Here is a 22,114-nt window from a genome sequence, read left to right on the forward strand (position 1 = left end):
ATCGCGAGCAAGCCTTGTTCCTACAGTATTGCGTCGCACGCCATTTGCGCGCTCGCCAAAGGTCTCGTAGGAGCAAGGCTTGCCCGCGATAGACCGCGCAGCGGTCTCCGCTCTTACAGCTCGATACTCATGCCATCGTAGGCTACTTCAACATTGCGCCGAACCAGTTCGGCGCGCTCGGCCGAGTCCTCATCGAGGATCGGGTTGGTGTTGTTGATGTGGATAAGTACTTTGCGCTGTTTGGGGAGTTGCTCCAGCACTTCGAGCATGCCGCCGGGGCCGTTCTGTGCCAGATGGCCCATCTCCCGGCCGGTGCGGGTGCCGACGCCACGGCGCTGCATCTCATCGTCGTCCCACAGCGTGCCGTCCACCAGCAGGCAATCGCTGCCTGCCATGATCTCCAGCAGCGGCGCATCGACCTTGCCCAGCCCTGGCGCATAGAACAACTTGCCGCCCGTTTGCAGGTCTTCGACGATCAACCCGATGTTGTCGCCCGGGTGTGGGTCGAAGCGATGTGGCGAATAGGGTGGTGCAGCGCTACGCAGTGGCAATGGGGTAAAACGCAGGTTCGGGCAGGCCGGGACGCTGAAGCTCTGGTCGAGTTCAATGCGGTTCCAGTTCAATCCGCCGTTCCAGTGGGTGAGCATGGTGAACAGCGGGAAGCCGGTGCTCAGGTCTTCATGGACCATGTCGGTGCACCAGACCTGATGCGGGCAACCTTCGCGCAGGCTCAGCAGGCCGGTGGTGTGGTCGATCTGGCTGTCCATCAGGATGATCGCGCTGATGCCGGTGTCACGCAGGGAGCGGCCCGGCTGCATCGGGGCGAAGCTCTGGAGCTGCGCGCGAATGTCCGGCGAGGCGTTGCACAGGACCCAATTCAGGCCGTCATCGGAAATCGCGATGGACGACTGGGTGCGCGCCTCGGCCCGCAGGCTGCCGTCGCGAAAACCTGCGCAGTTCACGCAATTGCAGTTCCACTGCGGAAAACCACCGCCGGCGGCGGAACCTAGAATCTGGACAAACATGGTTGCTCCATCACTTCAACGCTGAAAATAAAAACGCCCCGGACGGGCCGAGGCGTTGTACCGCATGTTCTACCCAAGGGCAGTATCAACGGCTGGCGAAGTACATGGTGACTTCAAAGCCGATACGCAGGTCGGTGTAAGCAGGTTTGGACCAAGTCATAAAAACGTTCCTTCAGGCTCGTGAGAAAATTCACTCTATACCTATAGTCCACCTCCCGCAGGAGATGTTCAGAGGCTTGCCGGGCTATGTTACTGAAACGTTTCTGCAAATTGGAGACATCTCTCGAAGAAAGCCCATTACAGCCCCGGTAATGATCGGGCTATCGGTTGCCAGGTGCCGTCCGGGCAGGCATTGGTGGCCAGGCATCTGCGGCCACCTGCTGCGTGAATCAGGCGCCTTGCTGCGTCGAGCAAAGCTGTGCGATCCAGCAGCAACACGGCCTGTTGCAACTGGAACAGGTAATCCGACGAATGGCCGCCCAGTTTGCCCTGCCACAGCAGTTCAAAGGCCTGGGCAAGCGGCATGGCATTGCCGTCGAGTTGTTCGGCCAGGGTCTGGCGTTGATTGATCAAGACCGCATCATCGAGCGTCGAGATCAGTTCGGGCAGTTGCTTCAGGAAGGCTTCGATGTGTTCGAGGATCTCTTTCACCGGCGCGTTCGGCGATTGCACGCCGAACAGCAGCCCGGTTTGCCCGTTGATCTGGCGGACACCACTGAACACTGCGTAGCCCAATTGCAGTTCGACCCGCAGGCGCTGATAGAACGGCGTTTGGCAGAGTTGTGCCAGCAGTCGCCACACGGCTTCGTCGGCCAGCTCTTGAGTAGGCGTCGGACAAAACAGCAGCAGTGCATTCTCGTTGGTGTTGCTAGGTACTGCGCTCCAGAGGTGTTGGCCGGCAATGGAGACCGGCGCGGTCATCTCGCTGTCGGGAATGCCGGGAACACGGCTCAAGGTGCGGGTGAGCGCTGTTTGACTGGTTGCCGGCAGACCTGCAGCCAGTCCATCCCAGCGTGCGCTGGCCCAGATGTGCTGTAGGTCATCGGCACTGGCCGGCTGCGATGTCGGGTGCGCATCCTGTCCCTGGCAATGCACCGGCAATACCTTAAGCAACTGCCGGATTGCAATCAGCGGCGCTGGTGATTCGGTATTGAGCCAGGCATCGGCGGCGGGCTTCGTCAAACGCAGCAGCGCCTGTTCGAGAATCGCCGGCATTGGCTCATGCCGTCCGCTTATTTTCAGCAGCCATTGATTGCCCGTTTCATTGAAGGACAGATCGACGCCCGCCTGACTGGCGTCATCGCACAGGTCTTGCAGGCTACGGGCCAGTGTCGGCTGAAGATTGGCTGGCGGTGCGGAGTCGAGGCGCCAGCGCAGGCAAACTGCCGCTTCGCCGCTATCGTCTGCCAGTGCCGGGCTGAACTGCATGGGCGAGCGTTCGCGGCGACTGCGCGTGCGATCCTGGGCAAACGTGCGCAAGCCGCGATGGGCGCTGGTTTGTCCGCGGATCAAACCGGCCGGTGCTGACACCTCGGCCGAGCGCAGGAACGGATTGGCGGGCGGCAGTTGCCAGGTGACATCCAGGTTATCCATAGGTGTCGGATTCATCTGCTGCAAGATCGCCTTGAGGGCAATCACACCCGACTCCGAGAGTTCTGGCTCCAACTTCTCGCCATCCAGTCGGGCAAGCGTCAAGGTGTTGCTGGCCTGACGTTTTCGCTGTTGCAGCAGGGCATATTCTTCGCGCAGCTCCGACCAGTCGGCATGGCCGGCGAAGAAGCTCAGCCAATCGCCGAGCAGCTTGCTGATTGTCCCGGTCTGCGTTGCGGCACTGGCCGTCAGGTTGAACTCGACCTGCAGCAGTGCTTGCCCGGCGAATTGGTACAGCGGCACCGCCTTCAGGCTGTCGATCAATTGGCGATAGCATAGCTCGGCGAACACGCCGCCCGGTTTCGATGCGTTCAGCCAGGTGCAGAGAAAATCCAGCGCTTCACGGGAAGCGCTCGGCAAGGCTTCGAATGCAAACAGCAGGTTGAGTCGGCGTTCGTCAGCCTGTTGATAACTGTGGTTTGCGGTTGCCATCAACGCGGGCGGGGCGTTTTGTGGTTGCTGCTCACCGACGGCGAAGTCGGCGCTCAAGCGCTCGGCCAGGCTGCGCAATTCATCCACAGACTGCGGACCGGCAAGGCTCAGAGTTATTTGACCGGTCTGGTAGAAACGCTGATAGAACGCGCTTAAGGCCTGTTGAAACTCAGGTTTCTGCACCGCCAGGCTGTCGCGATTGCCGGCATGGAAACCGCGCAATGGATGATCTGATGCAAGCCCGTCGAACAACGCGACTTGTCGTTGCGCCTCGGCATCCTGAGTCCAAGCGATGAATTCGGCTTCCAGGACTTCCCGTTCACGCAACTGATCGTCTGGATTCAGACGCGGGTGGGCGAGCATGTCGCACAAACGCTCAAGCCCTCCGGCAAAGGCCTGAGGCGGTAATTCGAAGAAAAAGTCGGTGGTGCGCTCGCGGGTGCTGGCGTTCAGTTGTCCGCCATGACGTTGCACGTAAGCCATCAACCCATCGTTTGCCGGAAAGCGTTCGGTGCCGAGAAAGAACAAGTGTTCAAGAAAGTGCGCCAGCCCAGGCCAGGCCAGTGGGGCGTCGTGGCTGCCGGCTGCAACCCGTAAAGCCGCGGCGCAGCGCTTCAAACCGGGCGTATGACGAAGTGAAACCCGCAGGCCGTTGGCCAGGGTTTCGATGTGAGGGAGAAGGTGGGTCGGCGCAGGCATGAGCACTTCCGCTACTTAAGAAGTGCTCATGCTAGCGAAAACCTGGGATCAGCGCTTGTTCAGGTCGCCGTAGAGCTCTGGCCGACGATCGAGAAAGTAGCGATTGGCGGCGCGAGAATCGAGCATCAACTGCCGATCCAGCGTACCAATGATCAATGCTTCATCCAGGCCGGCCTGGGCGATGCGACTGCCATCCGGCGCGGCGATGCTGCTTTGACCGCAGTAATGGATCTCGCCTTCGTGACCACAGTAATTGGCGTACGCCACGTAACACTGGTTCTCGAAGGCCCGCGAGCGCACGGTGACATCGGCGATGAAGTCGTAGGGAATCATGTTCGCCGTCGGCGCCAGAATCAGCTCGGCACCGGCCAGTGCCAGGCGCCGGGCGTTTTCCGGAAACTCCAGGTCGTAGCAGATCAAAAAGCCAAGCTTCCAGCCATTGAGCTCCACCAGTGGAAACTCATCCGGTCCAACGCTGAACATCGAATGATCGAGCTCGCCGAACAAGTGAGTCTTGCGGTAGTTGGCCAGACGTTCGCCTCGGCTGTCGATCAACTGCACGGCGTTATAGATCTGCCCGTCCTCGGCGCGCTCCGGGTAGCCATACACAATGGCGATGCCGGAGGCCTTGGCAACGCTCGCAATGTACTGCGCGCAAGCACCGTCTTGCGCCTCGGCCAATGCGCCAACCGCTTCGGCGCCGATGTTGTAGCCGGTCAGGAACATCTCCGGGAACACCAGCAGATCGGCGCCCGAGGCCTCTGTCGCGAGCTTTTGCAGGCGTTGCAGATTACCGGCAACGTCGAGCGGTAGCGGCGGGCATTGGTAGAGAGCTACGCGCATTTCGGACTCCTCTTACTCGGGCAGGGCAATCGGGCCGATTTCATGGAACACATCGCCCGGGCCCGGGTTTTCGACATGGGTTTTACCGCCGAAGTGATTCATGATGCCCCATACCGCGTTGAGCGAGGTCTGTACGGCGCCTTCGACCCAGGCCGGTGTCCACGAAACGTCGTCGCCAGCGATAAATATCCCACGCTGTTCGGCAGGCATGTCGTGTTGCATGAAGTGCGCGTACATCCGTTGGTTGTAGCGATAGTGGCCGGGCAGGGCGCCTTTGAATGCACCGAGGAAATGCGGGTCGGCTTCCCAGGACACGGTAATCGGGTCGCCGATGATGCGCGCGGCGATGTCGACTTTTGGATAGATTTTCTTCAATGCATCCAGCGCCAGCTTCACGCGTTTTTCGATCGGTTGCGGGAGCATTTTCAACGCGTCGCTCATCCACGAATACGACAGGCAAATCACGCCTGGCTTGTCGTCGCCGTTATCGAAGAGGTAGGTGCCGCGAGTCAGACGGTCGGTCAAGGTCATGCTCATCAGGTCGCGACCGGTTTCCGGGTCTTTGTCTTTCCAGAACGGCCGGTCGACCATCACAAAGGTTTTCGACGATTGCATGTAGCGGGTGCGGTCCAGGGCCATCCACATTTTTTGCGAGAACAGCGACTCTTCGCACTCGATCTGAGTGGTCAGCAGCCAGCTCTGGCAGGTGGTCAGCACAGCCGCGTATTCGCGGGTGTCACCCCAGTTGTCGGTCACGCTGAAACGGCCATCCGCGGCGCGCGCGATGCGTTTGACCCCGGTGCGTGGCGCACCGTTGTGCAGCGAGCTCAGGCTGGTGCCTTCCGGCCAGTGAGCGCAGCGCTCCGGCACATGGCGCCAGATGCCCAGCGGCACTTGTTCCACACCGCCGACCACCAGATGTTGGTGATCGTCGCAGTTGGTCATGACTACGCGGAAGATTTCCAGCATCGAGTTCGGGAAGTCCGAGTCCCAGCCGCCGGTACCGAAGCCGACCTGGCCAAACACTTCACGGTGATGGAACGACAGCTTGGCGAAGGCTTTGGAGGTGGCGACGAAGTCGTAGAACGTCCGGTCATCCCACAGCGGAACGAGGGTGTTCCACAGCTCTTTGAGGCGCGGCACATCGCGGTCGCGGATCGCTTGCTGGATCTCGCCAAAGCGCGAGCCATCTTCCAGTGCGTCAGCCCAGGCGTCGGCCACTTCCTGGAACAGTGCAGGAAGGTCGGCGAGTTTCTGTGCGTAATGGGTCTGGCCTTCCAGGTCGATGACGGTGCTGCCGGAGGCAGGCGTCAGCGGGTTAGGGAAAGGCTTGGTCTGAAGGCCGAGCTTGTCGACGTAGTGATAGAACGCAGTGGACGACACCGGAAAGCGCATGCCGCCCAACTCGGCGATGATCCCTTCAGCGCCTTCGAAGGCCTGGGAGCGCAAGCGGCCACCCATTTTCGAGGCTTCGTAGACGACCGGCTTGAGGCCCAGCTTCATCAGCTCGTAAGCGGCTACCAGACCTGCGATACCGGCGCCGACAATCGCCACTTCCGCGCCGTGGTTGTGCGCAGGAATACTGCCTAGACCGGCCGGATGCTCAATCCAGTCGTCAAAGGCGAATGGGAAGTCCGGGCCGAAAATGGTGACTGGTTTTTTACCGTCTGCAGGATGGCGATTGTTCTTGTTCATGGCTGACCTTGCTGGCGACTCGCACTCGGTGCTGAGTATAGGAAAAGACTGTCGCCATTCTAGGGAGCGTCGAGCACGTTAATAAGACGCAATGTGTCGTCGTTCTGCATGTTGTTGATGCAATGTGACGAGCTTATTGATCAAACTGGCTGACTGCGGTCAATCTTGCTGCTGAGGATGATCGAAGTAGTGGTTTTTTCTACACCGTCGACGCTGCCTATCTGGTCGAGCAACTGATCGAGCTGTTCTGGTGAATCGGTACGCAGCCAGGCCACGTAATCGAATTCGCCACTGACCGCACACAACTGCTGGACCTGCGCCATGGCGCTGAGCCGACGCAGCACTTCCTTGCCGGAGCGTGGTTGCACGGTGATCCCGACATAAGCCTGCAAACCGCCATCGACCACCCGCTGTCCGAGCCGCACGCCGTAGCCGGTAATGACCCGAGCCTTTTCCAGCCGCGCCAGGCGTGACGTTACCGTGGTGCGTGCAATCCCCAATTGCCGGGCGAGCATGGCCACGCTTTCACGGGCATTGATCTGCAAGGCCGCGATCAGCTGGCGGTCAATTTCGTCGAGGACGGGAGGGCGGGTATCAGGCAAGGTCATCTCCGGTGGCACATGGCGGTGGGCGAGCATGTTACACGTTGCCGGGAAAGGGGAGCAGGCGGGACGATTTGTGGACACTTTCTGTTGACGCCGACGCCGAATTGACCCACGTGCCGATGTAAGACTAACCCACCTCAAGATCGGCACTGATCTAGAACAGGCAACGGTTCGCGAGGAATCAGACTGGGTCAGTGCCATCTCGGCAACTAAGTCAATTCGGCGTCGGCGCCAACATTCACAGGAATGAAAGCTGGCAGAGTGGCGGCCTCCTGATCGCGGTAAAGCGGTAGCCACCGGCGAACGACATTCGCGTTGATGCCATGCCTCATCGCAATAGCCGCCACGGAAACACCGGGCTGCTTGCACTCTTGGACGACTTGGGTCTTGAAGGATTTCGGGTAGGACTTACGTTGGCGCATGGCGATCCTGGCGTTAAGGGTAATTGCGTCCGCTCAAAAATACGCGGACACAATCGCCCTTATCGGCCGAGCTCGGAAGATGTGTTCACCAGCCCCTACGATTCAATTATTGGAGGCGTCCCGCAAACGAAGCAGATCTTAGTCCCGTTGGCTACGCTGATAGAGTTCAGCGACCCAGGGCGAGTGATAATTCTTCTGGTGCCCGTTTCCAGTGATCAAGCGCCAGTTTGGCTACACGAAGGTGCGCTTTCAGGGATTAGTAAAAAACACCGCACAGCAGACCACGCTGTTCGCGCTGTCGAACCTGAGGATGATGCGAAAATGGATATTGAATGTGGGAGGGTTGCGCCTGTGATGCGCGCCAAACGCTTTGGAAAGGTGCAATTCAAGAAAAAAGCGAAAGCATGATTTTGGCAAAGCATAGGCCTGACTTTCAATCAGGCCACCGATTTTTTGAACCCCGAACGCGGAAGACATCAATTATCGGCGTCTATTTCAGACCTTCCTTAGCATTTATCGGATAGGAAAAAGATGAACACTACCGAGACTGCGAAATTTACTGTACGAACCGCATGTATCAGTTGCGGCGGCACCGGCCTAGTCGAATTGTCTGCGGGACGGTTTGATGAAGGTGCGGTTCAGCGCTTCATCGAAGAGGATCCTTGGGGTGAGCATCCAGCTCCGTTCTTGCGAGAACAGCAATGGTCTTTTGTCGCCTGCAAAGATTGCGGTCTGATGTTTCATCGCTATATTCTCGACCCGGAATGGAATGAGCGCCGATTTTCTAAGTGGATGTCGCAGGACGCCATCGAAGCGTTCGAGAAACATTCGAAGACACCTGCAAATGTGTTTAGGAAGGCAGCAGGCTACACAGCACACGTCCTCCAAATCGAACAACTAACCCGTTCCTTACGTGGTTCCGAAGTACCTCGTGTGCTGGACTTCGGTTGCGGCTATGGTGGCTTCCTTTCAATGTGTTCAATGTACGGTTTCGAGGCGTATGGCGTGGATAGGTCAGCCGCAAAGCGCGATAACAACAGCTTCTCCAAAGTATTCGCCGAGATTGAGGACATTGCCAACATGTCCCCATTCCATGCTTTGACACTCTTTGAGGTTTTAGAGCATCTTGACGACCCACACGGCTTAATGCTGCGATTGAGCGAACTTCTCGCAACCGGTGGCATTCTAGTGCTTGAGACACCTGACTGCTCAGGAGTGCGCACCATCGGAACTAGAGACGATTATGGAAAAATCCACCCGCTTGAACACATCAACGCCTTTACTCCAGAAACGCTTAAGCGCTTCGCTACGCGATTAGGTTTCGCCCCTATTCGCAAGCCGGTCAGTTGCGTAACGTGCGACTCGATGAAGTTCGTGAAGACCGTTGCGAAGCGGCTGCTAGGTCCAGTGATGTTGCCGACGACCCAGTTGTATTTCCGCAGACTTTAGCCGGCTCTTTAGGGAGCCTCTAAAAACTGGTTTTTCGAGCAACAGTGAGCGATAAAAATCCGATGCTGCGCAAACAGACGTAAGGTCGCCAGCGCCATAGCCTTGCTTCAAGGCGCCATTAGGTGGCGCGAGGAAATATAAGGCCGTGGATTCGAAGTCCGCACGGCACTTTTCCGAAAAATGAGCTGCACGGTTTCTAATGGACGAGGCATGACCCAGAAGGGGGTCTTTGATTTTCACATCGCCGAATCCAAACCTGCAATGGCCTTCACCGCCGAACTTGAGTCAATCCTCAGGAGTGCGGATTGGAGCACCACGCCGGTCTAATTTACGCTTATGTACGCGGACTTGGACACCTCACAGGTATAGGTAAGCGCAGATTGCTACTGCTATCAACGGCTCGACCAATCTTCAGCGTCACGCTTGGCACGGAAGGTTTTGGATGTGGTTGGCCAACCATTCTTACGAATGACTACCTTCCATGTGCCAGAGGGGTTTTTACGAGAGTTGCCATACGTTCTCCGAGGGAAGATCGGTACGGACTGTACCGAAACTGTACCTCGGGAACATCTGATTGCGGTGTCAAAACCTGCAGCTGAGCTGCAGGCCTTGATTCATATGGTGGGCCCACACGGACTTGAACCGTGGACCAAAGGATTATGAGTCCTCTGCTCTAACCAACTGAGCTATAGGCCCTCAGTAGGCCGCGGATTATAGCGATGGTTTCTTGGCTGTGCTATCCGAAAAATCTGAAACTGCTATACGAAGAAAGGTTGCGGCGAATTCGTCGGCGGGCAGAGGCAGGCTGACGATGTAGCCCTGGATCTGTTCGCAACCTTCGGCAGCCAGGAATTGCTGCTGCGCGAGGGTTTCAACGCCTTCGGCTATGATCGTGAATTGCATGCTGCGGCCCAGGGCAATGATTGCGCGGACGATGGCGGCATCGTGGGGGTCGTCCGGCAGTCCGCGGACAAAGGACTGGTCAATTTTCAGGAAATCCAGCGGCAAGCGCTTGAGGTAGCTCAACGAGGAATAACCGGTGCCGAAGTCGTCGATGGCCAACTGCACGCCGAGGCGTTTGAGCTGATGCAGGACTTCAAGTGCCTCTTCGGCCTGGCTCATGATGAAGTTTTCGGTGATTTCCAGTTGCAGGAAGCCCGGTTTGAGTCGGTTGTCCTTGAGCAGTTGTTCGATCCGCACCAGCAGGTTCGGCTGGCGTAGTTGCGCTCCGGCCAGGTTGACTGATAGCGGGCCGAAACCTTCATAACGCTGGTTCCACTCGTGCATCTGCAGGCAGGCCTGTTCCAGTACCCAGTCACCGATTTGCAGGATCATGCCGTTTTCTTCGGCCAGCGGGATGAAGTGCTCGGGCGGCACGTTGCCGAAGGTTGGATGCCGCCAGCGGATCAGGGCTTCGGCACCTACCAGGCGCGGATGGTTGAGGCTCACTTTAGGTTGATAGAACAGCGTCAGCTCATTGCGCTCGATAGCGCGACGCAGTTCATGCTCCAGTGCCACGCGTTCGCTGGCCTGTGCGGTCAGGTCGCGGGTATAGCGTTCAACCCTGTTGCGACCTTTGGCTTTGGAGCGGTACATCGCGGCATCGGCGTTTTTGACCAGCGTAGCGACGTCGCTGCCGTCCTTGGGGTAGAGACTGGTGCCAATGCTGGCACTGATGAAGAACTCGTGCTCACCAGCCTGGAAGGGCGCTGTGAAGCAGTTCAGCAGCTTGTTGGCAATATGGTCCGCGTCGCTGGCTTGCTGCAGGCCCGGCAGCAGGATGATGAATTCGTCACCCCCCAGCCGCGCCACGGTATCGATGTCCCGAAGTTGCTCTTTGAGCCGCACCGCGATGCCTTTGAGCAGCAGGTCGCCAACCGGATGACCCAGGCTGTCGTTGATGTGCTTGAAGCGATCGAGGTCCAGAAACAGTACGGCGCCCTGACCACCGTTTTCCTGCTGGTTGTTGAGTGCGCTCAGCAGCCGACTTTCGAACAGCGTCCGGTTCGGCAACCCTGTCAATGGGTCGTGGTGGGCCTGATAGTCGAGTTTGGCCTGGGCGTGCTTGAGGCTGGAGATGTCGGCAAATACCGCGACGAAGTGGGTGATGAACCGGTCTTTATTGCGCACCGCGCTGATGGTCAGCCAACTGGGGTACAGCTCGCCATTCTTGCGCCGGTTGGAAATTTCTCCCTGCCAATGCCCTTCGGCGGTCAGTTGATGCCACATCGCCGCATAAAAGGCGCTGTCATGCAGGCCTGAGGCGAGCAGCCTTGGCGTGTGGCCCAGGGCTTCGGTTTCGCTGTAGCCGGTGATCTCGGTAAACGCGCGATTGACGGCGCTGATGTGCTGTTGGGTGTCGGTGATCAATACACCTTCTGCGGTGCTCTCGAATACCGTGGCGGCCTGTTGCAGTTTTTCCTGCATCAGATGCCGCTCGGTGATGTCCCGGGCGATGGTCAGCATGCAATCGTCATCGCCAATCGGCAGCGGCCGGCTGGACATCTCGCAGAGACGGATCTGCCCATCGTTGCGGCGTATATGGCAACTGAAGTCACGCACGAAGCCGTCACGTTTCAACAGGTCGAGCATCTGCCTGCGTTCATTCAGGTTGACCCAGATGCCGAGGTCGAAAGTCGAGCGGTCCAGCGACATAGCGCTGTTGAAGCCGGTGATGCGGCTGAAGCCTTCGTTGACCTCGATCAGCAGGCCGTCGCTCACGCGTGACAACAACAAGCCGTCAGGGGACGCATGGAAGGCTTTGGCAAATTTTTCTTCAGAGGTTTGCAGTTGTTGTTGGGTTTCCTTGAGCTGGCTGATGTCACGCACTACCACGACCAGTGCCGGGGTGGTGTCGAGTTCGAAGGGTTCGGCGGAGATCAGGCCGGTGAACACCTGGCCATTGCTGCGACGAAAGGGCATCTCCAGATTGCGAATACTGCCGGCTTGCAAGCGCTGCAAGAGCCCGGGGCCGACACCGGCGATGCCCCAGATGTTCAGCTCGGTGGCGGTCTGTCCGATCACTTCTTCGGCAGTGAGACCGATTTGCTCTTCGAACGCCTCGTTGACCTCCAGCAGGCAACCGTCGGACAGGCGTGCAATGACCAGAATGTCCGGGCATTGCTGGAACACCGAGGCAAACTTCTGCTCAGAGAGGCGCAGGGCTTCTTCGGTTCTTTTGGCTTCGCTGATGTCGATCATCAGCCCGCGCAGTATTGGCTCGTGGCCGTGCTCTATCAGGCTGACGATGTCGCGTACCCATAGGCAGCGCCCGTCGGCAGTGATTACCCGGTAGTCGAGGCTGTGATCGCGTCCGGCAAGTACTTCGTGATCGCAAAATGCCTGGGCGCGCGTAAGGTCGGCAGGATGGATGATATTTCGCCAGAAGCCCGGAATCAGCCAATGGGACAGGGGGTAACCGAGCAGGCCTTCGGCATGGGGTGAGACGTAGCTGTACGTAAAATCGCTGATTCGCGCTTCCCAGGCTATCGCCGAAAGGCTCTCCACCAGGCCGCGGTAGTGGTATTCGCTGGTGCGCAACTCCTGTTCCAGTGCGACCCGGCGGGAAATCTCCGAACTCAAGCGGCGATTGATACGGATCACCACGGCCAGAACGGTGACCAGCAGCAGTACGCCGGGCAGGCCGTACATCAGCAGGTCGGACCAGAAGGTGCGGTGGTCGAGGACATTTCCGACCCAATGCTCCTGGATGGCGCTGATTTCGCCGGGGCTCATGTCCGCCAGCACTTTATCCAGAATCCCGACCAGCATTTTGTCGTCTCGCGGTACGCCCATCGCCAATTGGTAGCGATACGGCGTTTCGCCGCTGACGTAGAGCCCGTCGAGTTTGAGTTGGCGAAGGCTCCAGACGCTTGAGGCCAGATCGCCGACTACGGCGTCCACCTCGTCGGTGGCCAGTGCCTGCAACGTCGAGCTGACATTGGGCATGGGAACCAGATTGAGGTCAGGATGGTGGGTGCGCAGCAGTTCGTGGGGGGCGTAGTTTTCCACGACGGCGACTTTCAGACCGTAAAGGTCTTCCAGCTTGTGCGGTTGTGCACCCTTTACATGGGCCAGGATGACGATCGGAAAGTCCAGGTAGGGCCGTGTGAACGAGAGGTAACTCTGCCGTTCAGGTGTCGACATGACGCCGGGTAAGAGGTCCAGCTTGCCCTGTTTGGCCTGTTTCAGAACTTCGGTCCAGCTCACAGGCTCAATGGGCGTGACCTTGATTGCCAGGCGATCACGCACGATGTTGATGTAGTCAGCGGCAAGGCCTTGGTATCGGCCCTGTTCATCACGAAACTCAAACGGTGGCCAGGAAGCGTCGACGCCCAGGCGCAGTTCCGGGTGAGCCGCAAGCCAGGCACGTTCTTCGTCGGTGAGAGTCAGCGCGCCTGCTGTTGTGGTCCAGGTCATCAGCAATAGCAAAAGCACGGCCGGCAGTCCGGGCATAACGGTCTCGTTATGGCTTTGGGGGAATGTTTCGAGTGTAGACGGGCCAGGCGACGGGAGCGAAGCGAAGGGGATTTAATCTACAGAAAGCAAAACCCCCGGCAGGGCCGGGGGTTTTGTGATCACTCGTCGAGGAAGGAGCGCAAATGCTCGCTTCTCGTCGGGTGGCGCAGCTTGCGCAGCGCCTTGGCTTCGATCTGACGAATCCGCTCACGGGTAACGTCGAACTGCTTACCAACCTCCTCAAGGGTGTGGTCGGTATTCATGTCGATACCGAAGCGCATGCGCAGAACCTTGGCTTCACGGGCAGTGAGGCCGGAGAGAACTTCGCGAGTCGCTTCTTTAAGACTCTCGACGGTAGCAACATCGATTGGCGACTGCATGGTCGAGTCTTCGATGAAGTCACCCAGATGGGAGTCTTCGTCATCACCGATCGGGGTTTCCATGGAGATCGGCTCTTTAGCGATCTTCAATACCTTGCGGATCTTGTCCTCTGGCATTTCCATGCGTTCGCCCAGCTCTTCCGGGGTCGGTTCGCGACCCATTTCCTGCAACATCTGGCGGGAAATGCGGTTGAGCTTGTTGATCGTCTCGATCATGTGCACCGGAATACGGATGGTGCGGGCCTGGTCGGCGATCGAGCGAGTGATCGCCTGACGGATCCACCAGGTGGCATAAGTCGAGAATTTGTAGCCGCGGCGGTATTCGAACTTGTCTACCGCTTTCATCAAACCGATGTTGCCTTCCTGAATCAGATCGAGGAATTGCAGGCCACGGTTGGTGTACTTCTTGGCGATGGAGATCACCAGACGCAAGTTGGCTTCAACCATCTCTTTCTTCGCGCGGCGGGCTTTGGCCTCACCGATCGACATGCGACGGTTGATGTCCTTGATCTCGGCAATCTTCAAGCCGGTTTCGGCTTCAAGTGCGGTCAGCTTCTGCTGGCAGCGAACGATGTCGGCCTGCAAGCGACCAATGGCTTCAGCGTATTTGCTTTTGCCTTTGGCCAGTGCTTCGGTCCAGCTTTCGTCAACTTCGTTGCCCGGGAACTGGCGCAGGAAGTCGGCACGCGGCATGCGTGCATCACGAACGCAGAGTTGCATGATCGCGCGCTCTTGCTGACGCAGACGATCCAGGGCGCTACGCACACGCTCAACCAGGCCTTCGAATTGCTTCGGAACCAGTTTGATCGGCATGAACAGCTCAGCCAGCGCCAACATCTCGGCAATGGCCTGCTTGTTTTCACGACCGTGCTTTTTCAGCGCCTTGCGGGTGATTTCCATCTGATCGGCCACAGCGCCAAAGCGCTGTGCTGCGATGACCGGATCCGGACCGCTTTCGGCTTCTTCTTCGTCGTCGCTGGCTTCAGCGTCGTCGTCATCGGTGTCGTCATCCGCTTTCACGGCTTTCGGGTCGACAGGCGGCGGCACTTCTGCAGCAGGCGGCGCAATGCCGTCGTCCGGGTCGATATAACCGCTCAGGACGTCGGACAGGCGGCCACCTTCGGTGGTCACGCGAGTGTACTCGGAGAGAATGTGGTCAACCGTGCCAGGGAAGTGCGCGATTGCGCCCATCACTTCACGGATGCCCTCTTCAATACGTTTGGCGATTTCGATTTCGCCTTCACGTGTGAGGAGTTCTACGGTACCCATTTCGCGCATGTACATGCGCACTGGGTCGGTAGTACGACCAATGTCGGTCTCAACCGCTGCCAACGCCGCCGCCGCTTCTTCTGCGGCTGCTTCGTCGGTATCGGCGTCGGCCAGCATAAGGGAATCCTTATCTGGCGCAACCTCGAACACGTTGATCCCCATGTCATTGATCATGCGGATGATGTCTTCCACCTGTTCCGGATCTGAAATATCCTCCGGCAGGTGGTCGTTGACCTCCGCGTAAGTCAGGTAACCCTGCTCACGACCAAGGGTGATCAACTCTTTGATACGAGACTGCTGTTGCGCTTTTCCGGACATAACACCCTATCCACTGAAGGTCTTGGCGGGCAAAAAACAAGCCGAGGATTATACCTTAGCTATGACCTCACGCGCCACTTGAGGTCGGGTTTGATGCGGAAACATTCCGTTTTAGTAGGTCGCGCATCTGATTTGCTATTTGATTCGCTTCCTCGGCAGTCAATCCTGGCTGCCGTGCTTTCTTGATGAGGTCGTCGAGGGTCTGTGTGTGCTGACCCGCTGATAACCTAGTAATGGTGTCTAAAAACTGTTGTTCAAGGTTGTCGCCTTCAATTAACCACTCCTTTTCCGCGAGTGCTTTAAGCAGGCGTCCTTGCTCGGTTCCATGCCAGCGGGCCATCAACTGGATAGAGTTTAGCTTAGGATTTTTTTGCACGGCCTCGATCAGGGCTACCAGCAGTTGCGCATAAGTGTTGCTTTCATTTGCGAAGTGATCGGCGGTCTCAACTTTGCCGGCCAGTTGCGGGTGATGAATGAGTGTACGCAGCGCAATCAAGGTGGGGGCCTCGACAGCAATCGGGGTGCGGGGCGGGCGTCGCTCATCGCGTTTGCCTTTCTTGTCCCAGGGTTTGTTATCCCACTTCTTGCCGCCGCTGCCCGGTTTTTTCGGCGTCCACTCCTGTTGGGGTGCGTAGGCCTCTTGCGGTTGGTGGTAGTCGGAATAGTCCGGCATGGCGTCGTAATCGATGCCCGGGTCGTAGGCGGGAGGTGCATCCTGTGGTGCGCTGTGCACCAACTGACTGACGGCTTCGCTGTTCAGGCCGGTAATTTCGGTCAGGCGCTGGCGCATCAGGGTGCGCAGGTTGGCTCCCGGGACTTTGTCGATCAGCGGCGCGGCGAGGGTGGCCATGTGGGCCTTGCCTTCAAGCGAGCGCGGATCGGATTCCTCGGTCAGTTGCTGAAAGAAATAGTCTGCCAATGGCTGGGCGTGCTGATTGATCCGCGCGCGAAAGGCGTCGGTGCCTTCGGAGCGGATTAGCGTGTCCGGGTCTTCGCCTTCGGGCAGGAACAGGAAGCGCGCACGCCGTCCGTCTTGCAGGCTCGAAAGCGTTGACTCCAGGGCGCGCCACGCGGCATTGCGGCCAGCCTGGTCGCCGTCGAAGCAGAACAGCACGTTGGGCACCACGCGAAACAGCCGCTTCAAGTGTTCTTCGCTGGTGGCGGTGCCGAGTGTGGCGACGGCGTTGCGCAGGCCTTGCTGGGCCAGTGCGATGACGTCCATGTAGCCTTCGACGACGATGATTTCGTCGAGATTGCGGTTGTTCTTGCGTGCTTCATACAGGCCGTAGAGTTCCTGGCCTTTATGAAATACCGGGGTTTCCGGTGAGTTAAGGTATTTCGGTTTGTCGTCGCCCAGTACCCGGCCGCCAAATGCGATGATGCGCCCGCGGCTGTCGCGAATCGGGAACATCACGCGGTCGCGAAAGCGATCATAGCGTTTGCCGGTTTCGGCGTTCTCGATCAACAGGCCGGCGTCGATCATGGCTTTTTGTTGCAGGGTGTCGCTGCTCAGATGCTTGAACAGGTTGTCCCAGCCTGGAGGTGCGAAGCCGAGGCCGAAATCACGGGCGATCTCGCCGGTCAGGCCGCGCCCCTTCAGGTAATCGACAGCTGCTTTTCGCGCCGGATGGCTTTTCAGTGCCTGACGGTAGAAATCAGCTGCGGCGGTCAATAGTGGGTAGAGCGGCGAGTCGGTCGGTTGTCGCGGTTTATGCGGGCGACCGCTTTCCTCGCGGGGTATTTCCATGCCGGCGGCTTTGGCCAGTTCTTCGACAGCCTGGGGGAAATCCAGGTTGTCGTGGTCCATGATGAAGCCGAGGGCGTTGCCACCAGCGCCGCAGCCAAAGCAGTAATAGAACTGTTTCTCCGGGCTGACGCTGAAGGAGGGGGTTTTTTCTTTGTGAAACGGGCAGCAGGCAGTGTAGTTCTTGCCGGCTTTTTTCATTTGCAGGCGCGAGCTGACCACATCGACGATGTCGGTGCGGTTCAGAAGGTCGTCAATAAAGCTCTGGGGAATTAGCCCGGCCATGGCGTTCTCGTCATCACTGCGCTGAAAATCTAATCCGCGCGAAAGGCGGCCTGATGCTGGTCATAATGTTGAGGCGCGGAGGATGTGCGGCTCGACCAGGTATCGTCTGCGTATTCGCTGTCGGGAAGTGTATCTGCCGAAAATCCGCTGACGTTAGTGCGCATCGGTATTCGACTGTTTGAAAGTGTTGCGCTGAGTCCGCATTGGCCAAAGGGAGGCCTCGGATAGCTCATAAGTGGGCACGCAAAATCGTGCCTTGGGCTGATCGTCGTGAGAGGAATCAGTAAAAGGTTGTGCTCGTCAGTAGCCTTGGAAGGCTCGTCAGAAGAGACGTGCACCGCTGGCAAAAGAGCCAGGTCTGACGTGTGAAGCAGATTTGTCTCGGTCGCGTCTGCGGCTTTGACAGTGAAGCATCAAGCGATTTCCGCAAATGCCATAAGCCCGGCTGAGGGCCGGGCTTGGCAGAAGCTTGCTACGAACGTCTGCGTATTAGTACAGACGAACGGCGCGGCGCTGTTCGCGCTGAACTTTCTTGGCGTGACGCTTAACAGCGGCTGCTGCTTTACGCTTACGCTCAGAAGTCGGCTTCTCGTAAAATTCGCGGCTACGAACTTCAGCCAGAACACCGGCTTTTTCGCAGGAGCGCTTGAAACGACGCAGAGCTACGTCGAAGGGTTCGTTCTCTTTAACTTTGACGGCTGGCATCCAGAGCTACCTTCATTCATTACCGGGGTCAACATCCTCGCGGCAAAAGTGCACTTGAAGACGTCGGTTTTTAAGGGTTGCGGATGTTAACCCCTCATCGCTCGGAATGCAAAGCCTCTGATCGAAAACCGCTGGTCGGGGCATCACGTGGCGACTATTATGCGCGCCTTCGAATTTAGCCTAAACAAGGCGCAAACCCATGCTAGTACTGGGATTAGAAACCTCCTGCGACGAAACCGGCGTCGCACTTTACGACAGTGAAAAAGGCCTGCTGGCCGATGCGCTGTTCAGCCAGATCGACCTGCATCGCGCCTATGGTGGCGTGGTGCCGGAGCTGGCTTCGCGTGACCACGTCAAACGTATGCTGCCCTTGATTCGTCAGGTGTTGGCTGAAGCCGACTGCGTGCCGACCGAGATCGATGCCATCGCCTACACTGCGGGTCCCGGGCTTGTCGGGGCCTTGCTGGTGGGGGCTTCCTGCGCTCAGGCGCTGGCGTTTGCCTGGGGTATTCCAGCCTTGGGCGTGCACCACATGGAAGGCCACTTGCTGGCACCGATGCTGGAGCCGCAACCGCCCGAATTTCCGTTCGTCGCTTTGTTGGTGTCTGGTGGTCATACTCAGCTGGTTCGGGTCGATGGTATCGGTCAATACGCGTTGTTGGGCGAGACGCTTGATGACGCTGCCGGTGAGGCGTTCGACAAGACCGCGAAAATGATGGGCCTCAATTACCCTGGCGGTCCGGAAATCGCGCGATTGGCCGTGCAAGGCGTTGCCGGACGCTTCGTGTTTCCTCGTCCGATGTGTGATCGGCCAGGTCTGGATTTCAGTTTCAGCGGCTTGAAAACCTTTGCCTTGAACACATGGCAACAGTGCGTCAGCGCTGGGGACGACGGCGAGCAAACACGCAGCGACATCTCGCTGGCCTTCCAGCAGGCGGTGGTGGAGACTTTGACCGTCAAGTGCAAGCGTGCCCTGAAGCAGGCGGGTCTCAAGCGTCTGGTGATCGCTGGCGGCGTCAGTGCGAACAAGGCATTGCGTGTGTCCCTGGAGAAAATGCTTGGCGACATGAAGGGCGACGTTTACTACGCACGTCCGGAGTTCTGTACCGATAATGGCGCGATGATCGCTTTTGCCGGGTGTCAGCGATTGCAGGCCGGTCAGCAGGAAAGTCTGGCGATCAGCGTGCAGGCGCGCTGGCCGATGGAGCAGTTGTCACCTGTGTAAAGACGGGTGAGTCAGGGCCGTACTCGACAAGAGTATTAAAAATGCCGTTCGCGCCCGGCAAACAGGTCGCGTAGATTGCCGCGATGGCGCCAGACGATCAGTGCTGTCAGAGCACTCATGGGCAGCAATGCTCCCGGCTCCTGCCAGGCGAGCAGTGGCAGGGTCAGGGGCGTGGCGATCAGGGCGGCCAGCGAGCTGGTGCGTGTGAGGTAGAAGGTCAATAGCCACGCGCCGATAGCCAGAAGCGCTGCCGGAGGGTAAAGCCCCAGCAGCATGCCGGCAGCCGTTGCAACACCTTTGCCGCCGCGAAAGCGGAAGTACAGCGGATACAGATGGCCGATCACGGCATAGACGCCGACCCAGGCCTGTTGCTGTACCGAGAGGCCTGCTAGCCCTGCGACCAACACGGGCAGCAGGCCTTTGCAGAGGTCGCCGAGCAAAGTCAGGACGGCGAGTTTTTTGCCGGCCAGGCGTAACATGTTGGTGGCGCCGGCATTGCCCGAGCCACTCATTCGCGGATCGGGGTGACCGGTCAGGCGGCTGAGCAAAATGGCAAAGGACAGAGAGCCAAGCAGGTAGGCGAGGATCGCCAGTAACCAAAACATGCTAACTATTCCGGGCGAGGACGCCCTGATTCTAACGGCGCATTGCGCCCTTGTCGTGCTGCGGAGAAGAGTGCTTGGACAGAGTGTTTATCGAGGGCCTGGAAGTCGACACGGTGATCGGTGCCTATGACTGGGAGCGCGGCATCCGTCAGTGCCTGCGTCTTGATCTGAATTTCGCCTGGGACAATCGCCCGGCAGCGGCCGGTGATGACCTGACCCTGGCGCTCGACTACGCCAGCGTGACGGCACGTATTCAGGCGTTCGCCGAGCAGGCGCAGTACCAACTGGTTGAAACCTTTGCCGAGCGTCTGGCCGAAGTCTTGATGAGCGAATTCAAGGTTACCTGGCTGCGCCTCAAGCTGACCAAACCGGGGGCTATCCCGGCTGCAACGGGCGTGGGCGTGGAGATCGAGCGCGGATGTCGCTAACTCAGGTATTTCTTGGGCTCGGCAGCAATGTCGAGCGCGAAGCTCATTTGCAGGCGGGGCTGGAAGCGCTTGCCGGTTTTCTGGTGGATATACGCTGTTCGGCGGTGTTCGAAAGTCAGCCAGTGGGGATCAAGAGCGGTCCGTTTTTCAATTTCGTGGTGTCGGCGTTTACCGATCTGCCGTTGATGGAACTGGACCGTCGATTGAAGTTTATCGAGGCCGACAACGGTCGTTATGCCCCGGATCGCAAGGGTTTGCCGTTGGATATCGACGTGCTGTTGTATGGCGATCTGGTGGGTAATTTCGACGGATTGATCCTGCCACGAGCGGAAATCCTGAAAAATGCCTTTGTGCTGTGGCCGTTGTCGCTGATAGCGCCGGACAGGGTCCATCCCGGCGTGGGTAAAAGTTTTGCGACGCTGAGGCGTGAAGCGCAGATTGATCAGGTTCTGGCGCCGGTGGCGTTTGAGTGGCGCGGCGAGCAGTTGACCCCTTCGATTCTGCTGTGACCTTGATGACGCCATCGCGGGCAAGCCTTGCTCCTACAGTATTGTGTCGTACGCCATTTACGCGCTCGGCATAGGTCTCGTAGGAGCAAGGCTTGCCCGCGATGCTTTTCAAGCAGACGCCGCCTCTTTGTAGGCCTTCAGCGCCTTGAGCCGTTCGCGTTTCAAGGCTTCGCCCAGCTCCGGGCCTTTGAATCCCTGCTCCAGCAAAGGCTGAACCGCCACGGTGCGTGCGGCGGTCGCCGCATCGCGCAAATAATCTGCTTGTGGATAACTTCTCTGCTCAAGGCCTTTGCGGCCGCGGGCGTCCATTTCGCAGGCTTTGATGAACTCTTCAAAGCGCTGCGGCCGTCGGTAAACGTCGAAGCTTTGCAGCAACTCCAGCAATGTCGACGGCTTCAGCTCCAGCGCGCGATGACCATGGGTGTGGTATTCGCCGACCAGCAACGCCAGTTCCTGGCAGTCACGCGGGGCCTTGAAGCGTTCGTTGACTGCTTTGATCAGCTTCAGGCCCTTGTGCTCGTGAGCGATGTGTCTGGGCCACTGGCTCTCGGGTGTCAGGCCTTTGCCCAGATCGTGCAGCAAGCAGGCCCAGCGCACGGTCAGCGGCTGTTTGTGCAGGGCAGCCTGTTCGAGAACGCTCAGGGTGTGCACGCCGCTGTCGATTTCCGGGTGGTGGGCTTCGGGTTGCGGTACGCCGAACAGCGCGTCAATCTCGGGGATCAATACTTTCAGGGCGCCACAGTCGCGCAGAACCTGGATGAAGACTTGTGGCTGATCTTCCATCAGGGCGCGGGATATTTCTTTCCAGCTACGTTCTGCTGTCAGTGCCTCAAGCTCACCTGATTCGCTGAGCTGACGCATCAGTTCCAGGGTCTCCGGAGCTATTGTGAACCCGAGCCCGGCATAGCGCGCGGCGAAACGGGCAACACGCAGAACACGGAGTGGATCTTCGGCGAACGCGGGGGAAACATGACGCAGCAAGCGTGCTTCAAGATCGCGCTGGCCGTGATACGGATCGGTCAATTGACCATGATCGTCTTCGGCCATGGCATTGATCGTCAGGTCGCGCCGAATCAGGTCTTCTTCGAGGGTGACTTCGGGGCTGGCGTGGAAGGTGAAGCCGCCGTAGCCGCGTCCGCTTTTGCGTTCGGTGCGTGCAAGTGCGTATTCCTCGCCGCTTTTGGGGTGAAGGAATACCGGAAAATCGGCGCCTACCGGGCGATAGCCCTTGGCGAGCATTTCTTCGGTGCTGGCGCCCACCACCACCCAGTCGATGTCGGTAACAGGCTTGCCGAGCAGGCGGTCACGGACCGCGCCGCCGACTTTATAAATCTGCATAAAAAACCTCCGTTAGCCCGACAGGATAAC

17 protein-coding genes, 1 tRNA gene and 1 pseudogene are annotated in these 22,114 nt (G+C 58.4%); 5 read left to right on the plus strand and 14 right to left on the minus strand.

Going from position 1 to position 22,114, the window contains the following annotated elements; genetic code table 11:
* Nucleotides 1-113 precede the first annotated feature (113 nt).
* From pqqB to tnpA, 7 genes are all read right to left on the minus strand, one after another.
* A complete protein-coding gene (gene pqqB, locus HK44_RS24970) occupies nucleotides 114-1,025 on the minus strand; it encodes a pyrroloquinoline quinone biosynthesis protein PqqB (protein WP_019693947.1) in 912 nt (303 codons plus the stop codon).
* Nucleotides 1,026-1,110: 85 nt separating this feature from the next.
* On the minus strand, nucleotides 1,111-1,185 hold the full coding sequence (gene pqqA, locus HK44_RS24975; RefSeq protein WP_003194766.1) for a pyrroloquinoline quinone precursor peptide PqqA: 75 nt from the start codon (nucleotides 1,183-1,185) through the stop codon (nucleotides 1,111-1,113).
* Nucleotides 1,186-1,322: 137 nt separating this feature from the next.
* Entirely contained in the window at nucleotides 1,323-3,806 is a 2,484-nt protein-coding gene (gene pqqF, locus HK44_RS24980; RefSeq protein ID WP_019693946.1) for a pyrroloquinoline quinone biosynthesis protein PqqF, read from the minus strand.
* A gap of 48 nt (nucleotides 3,807-3,854) precedes the next feature.
* A complete protein-coding gene (locus HK44_RS24985) occupies nucleotides 3,855-4,649 on the minus strand; it encodes a carbon-nitrogen hydrolase family protein (RefSeq protein WP_019693945.1) in 795 nt (264 codons plus the stop codon).
* Between the two features lie 12 nt (nucleotides 4,650-4,661).
* Complete coding sequence (locus tag HK44_RS24990) at nucleotides 4,662-6,344, minus strand: flavin monoamine oxidase family protein (RefSeq protein WP_019693944.1); 1,683 nt, start codon at nucleotides 6,342-6,344, stop codon at nucleotides 4,662-4,664.
* Nucleotides 6,345-6,484: 140 nt separating this feature from the next.
* Entirely contained in the window at nucleotides 6,485-6,946 is a 462-nt protein-coding gene (locus tag HK44_RS24995) for an Lrp/AsnC family transcriptional regulator (RefSeq protein ID WP_024265165.1), read from the minus strand.
* Nucleotides 6,947-7,158: 212 nt separating this feature from the next.
* Nucleotides 7,159-7,371 carry an IS66-like element accessory protein TnpA gene (gene tnpA, locus HK44_RS25000; protein WP_019693942.1) on the minus strand — a complete coding sequence of 71 codons (213 nt, stop codon included), beginning with the start codon at nucleotides 7,369-7,371 and terminating at the stop codon, nucleotides 7,159-7,161.
* 202 nt (nucleotides 7,372-7,573) lie between these two features.
* On the opposite strand from tnpA, the pseudogene HK44_RS25005 reads away from it, so the two are divergent.
* Nucleotides 7,574-7,726: pseudogene (locus HK44_RS25005) on the plus strand (IS5/IS1182 family transposase); the annotation flags it as partial.
* 176 nt (nucleotides 7,727-7,902) lie between these two features.
* Nucleotides 7,903-8,820, plus strand: a complete 918-nt coding sequence (locus tag HK44_RS25010; protein WP_024265166.1) for a class I SAM-dependent methyltransferase — start codon at nucleotides 7,903-7,905, stop codon at nucleotides 8,818-8,820.
* A 619-nt stretch (nucleotides 8,821-9,439) separates the two neighbouring features.
* On the opposite strand, the gene HK44_RS25015 is transcribed toward HK44_RS25010, so the two are convergent.
* From HK44_RS25015 to rpsU, 5 genes are all read right to left on the minus strand, one after another.
* Nucleotides 9,440-9,516: transfer RNA gene (locus tag HK44_RS25015), tRNA-Ile, on the minus strand.
* Between the two features lie 15 nt (nucleotides 9,517-9,531).
* Nucleotides 9,532-13,275, minus strand: a complete 3,744-nt coding sequence (locus tag HK44_RS25020; RefSeq protein ID WP_019693937.1) for a bifunctional diguanylate cyclase/phosphodiesterase — start codon at nucleotides 13,273-13,275, stop codon at nucleotides 9,532-9,534.
* 122 nt (nucleotides 13,276-13,397) lie between these two features.
* Nucleotides 13,398-15,245, minus strand: coding sequence for an RNA polymerase sigma factor RpoD (gene rpoD, locus HK44_RS25025; RefSeq protein ID WP_019693936.1), 1,848 nt, complete (start codon nucleotides 15,243-15,245; stop codon nucleotides 13,398-13,400).
* A gap of 67 nt (nucleotides 15,246-15,312) precedes the next feature.
* Nucleotides 15,313-17,274: a DNA primase gene (dnaG, locus tag HK44_RS25030; protein ID WP_019693935.1), complete on the minus strand. Its 1,962-nt coding sequence runs from the start codon at nucleotides 17,272-17,274 to the stop codon at nucleotides 15,313-15,315.
* Nucleotides 17,275-17,763: 489 nt separating this feature from the next.
* A complete protein-coding gene (gene rpsU, locus HK44_RS25035) occupies nucleotides 17,764-17,979 on the minus strand; it encodes a 30S ribosomal protein S21 (protein ID WP_002551877.1) in 216 nt (71 codons plus the stop codon).
* 199 nt (nucleotides 17,980-18,178) lie between these two features.
* Between rpsU and tsaD the strand changes: the two genes are divergently transcribed.
* Nucleotides 18,179-19,204 carry a tRNA (adenosine(37)-N6)-threonylcarbamoyltransferase complex transferase subunit TsaD gene (gene tsaD, locus HK44_RS25040; RefSeq protein WP_019693934.1) on the plus strand — a complete coding sequence of 342 codons (1,026 nt, stop codon included), beginning with the start codon at nucleotides 18,179-18,181 and terminating at the stop codon, nucleotides 19,202-19,204.
* A gap of 35 nt (nucleotides 19,205-19,239) precedes the next feature.
* Here tsaD and plsY read toward each other — a convergent pair whose 3' ends face one another.
* A complete protein-coding gene (plsY, locus tag HK44_RS25045) occupies nucleotides 19,240-19,809 on the minus strand; it encodes a glycerol-3-phosphate 1-O-acyltransferase PlsY (RefSeq protein ID WP_019693933.1) in 570 nt (189 codons plus the stop codon).
* A 74-nt stretch (nucleotides 19,810-19,883) separates the two neighbouring features.
* Between plsY and folB the strand changes: the two genes are divergently transcribed.
* Both folB and folK read left to right on the plus strand, forming a co-directional pair.
* Nucleotides 19,884-20,237 (plus strand): dihydroneopterin aldolase, encoded by a 354-nt coding sequence (folB, locus tag HK44_RS25050; protein ID WP_019693932.1) that lies wholly within the window; start codon nucleotides 19,884-19,886, stop codon nucleotides 20,235-20,237.
* Nucleotides 20,228-20,746, plus strand: coding sequence for a 2-amino-4-hydroxy-6-hydroxymethyldihydropteridine diphosphokinase (folK, locus tag HK44_RS25055; RefSeq protein WP_019693931.1), 519 nt, complete (start codon nucleotides 20,228-20,230; stop codon nucleotides 20,744-20,746). The genes folB and folK overlap by 10 nt, the downstream gene beginning before the upstream one ends.
* 108 nt (nucleotides 20,747-20,854) lie before the next feature.
* On the opposite strand, the gene HK44_RS25060 is transcribed toward folK, so the two are convergent.
* Entirely contained in the window at nucleotides 20,855-22,084 is a 1,230-nt protein-coding gene (locus tag HK44_RS25060; protein ID WP_019693930.1) for a multifunctional CCA addition/repair protein, read from the minus strand.
* Nucleotides 22,085-22,114 lie beyond the last annotated feature (30 nt).

This window comes from Pseudomonas fluorescens HK44 (assembly GCF_000217955.3).
GTDB classification, from domain to species: domain Bacteria; phylum Pseudomonadota; class Gammaproteobacteria; order Pseudomonadales; family Pseudomonadaceae; genus Aquipseudomonas; species Aquipseudomonas fluorescens_AQ.

What these genes read in the sequence shown, in the direction of transcription:
- HK44_RS24985 (WP_019693945.1), bottom strand. Translation starts at nt 4,649, where the DNA reads ATGCGCGTAGCTCTCTACCAATGCCCGCCGCTACCGCTCGACGTTGCC.
- tsaD (WP_019693934.1), top strand. Translation starts at nt 18,179, where the DNA reads ATGCTAGTACTGGGATTAGAAACCTCCTGCGACGAAACCGGCGTCGCA.
- HK44_RS25060 (WP_019693930.1), bottom strand. Translation starts at nt 22,084, where the DNA reads ATGCAGATTTATAAAGTCGGCGGCGCGGTCCGTGACCGCCTGCTCGGC.
- pqqB (WP_019693947.1), bottom strand. Translation starts at nt 1,025, where the DNA reads ATGTTTGTCCAGATTCTAGGTTCCGCCGCCGGCGGTGGTTTTCCGCAG.
- dnaG (WP_019693935.1), bottom strand. Translation starts at nt 17,274, where the DNA reads ATGGCCGGGCTAATTCCCCAGAGCTTTATTGACGACCTTCTGAACCGC.
- HK44_RS24990 (WP_019693944.1), bottom strand. Translation starts at nt 6,344, where the DNA reads ATGAACAAGAACAATCGCCATCCTGCAGACGGTAAAAAACCAGTCACC.
- rpsU (WP_002551877.1), bottom strand. Translation starts at nt 17,979, where the DNA reads ATGCCAGCCGTCAAAGTTAAAGAGAACGAACCCTTCGACGTAGCTCTG.
- tnpA (WP_019693942.1), bottom strand. Translation starts at nt 7,371, where the DNA reads ATGCGCCAACGTAAGTCCTACCCGAAATCCTTCAAGACCCAAGTCGTC.
- HK44_RS25020 (WP_019693937.1), bottom strand. Translation starts at nt 13,275, where the DNA reads ATGCCCGGACTGCCGGCCGTGCTTTTGCTATTGCTGATGACCTGGACC.
- folK (WP_019693931.1), top strand. Translation starts at nt 20,228, where the DNA reads ATGTCGCTAACTCAGGTATTTCTTGGGCTCGGCAGCAATGTCGAGCGC.
- pqqF (WP_019693946.1), bottom strand. Translation starts at nt 3,806, where the DNA reads ATGCCTGCGCCGACCCACCTTCTCCCTCACATCGAAACCCTGGCCAAC.
- HK44_RS25010 (WP_024265166.1), top strand. Translation starts at nt 7,903, where the DNA reads ATGAACACTACCGAGACTGCGAAATTTACTGTACGAACCGCATGTATC.
- rpoD (WP_019693936.1), bottom strand. Translation starts at nt 15,245, where the DNA reads ATGTCCGGAAAAGCGCAACAGCAGTCTCGTATCAAAGAGTTGATCACC.
- plsY (WP_019693933.1), bottom strand. Translation starts at nt 19,809, where the DNA reads ATGTTTTGGTTACTGGCGATCCTCGCCTACCTGCTTGGCTCTCTGTCC.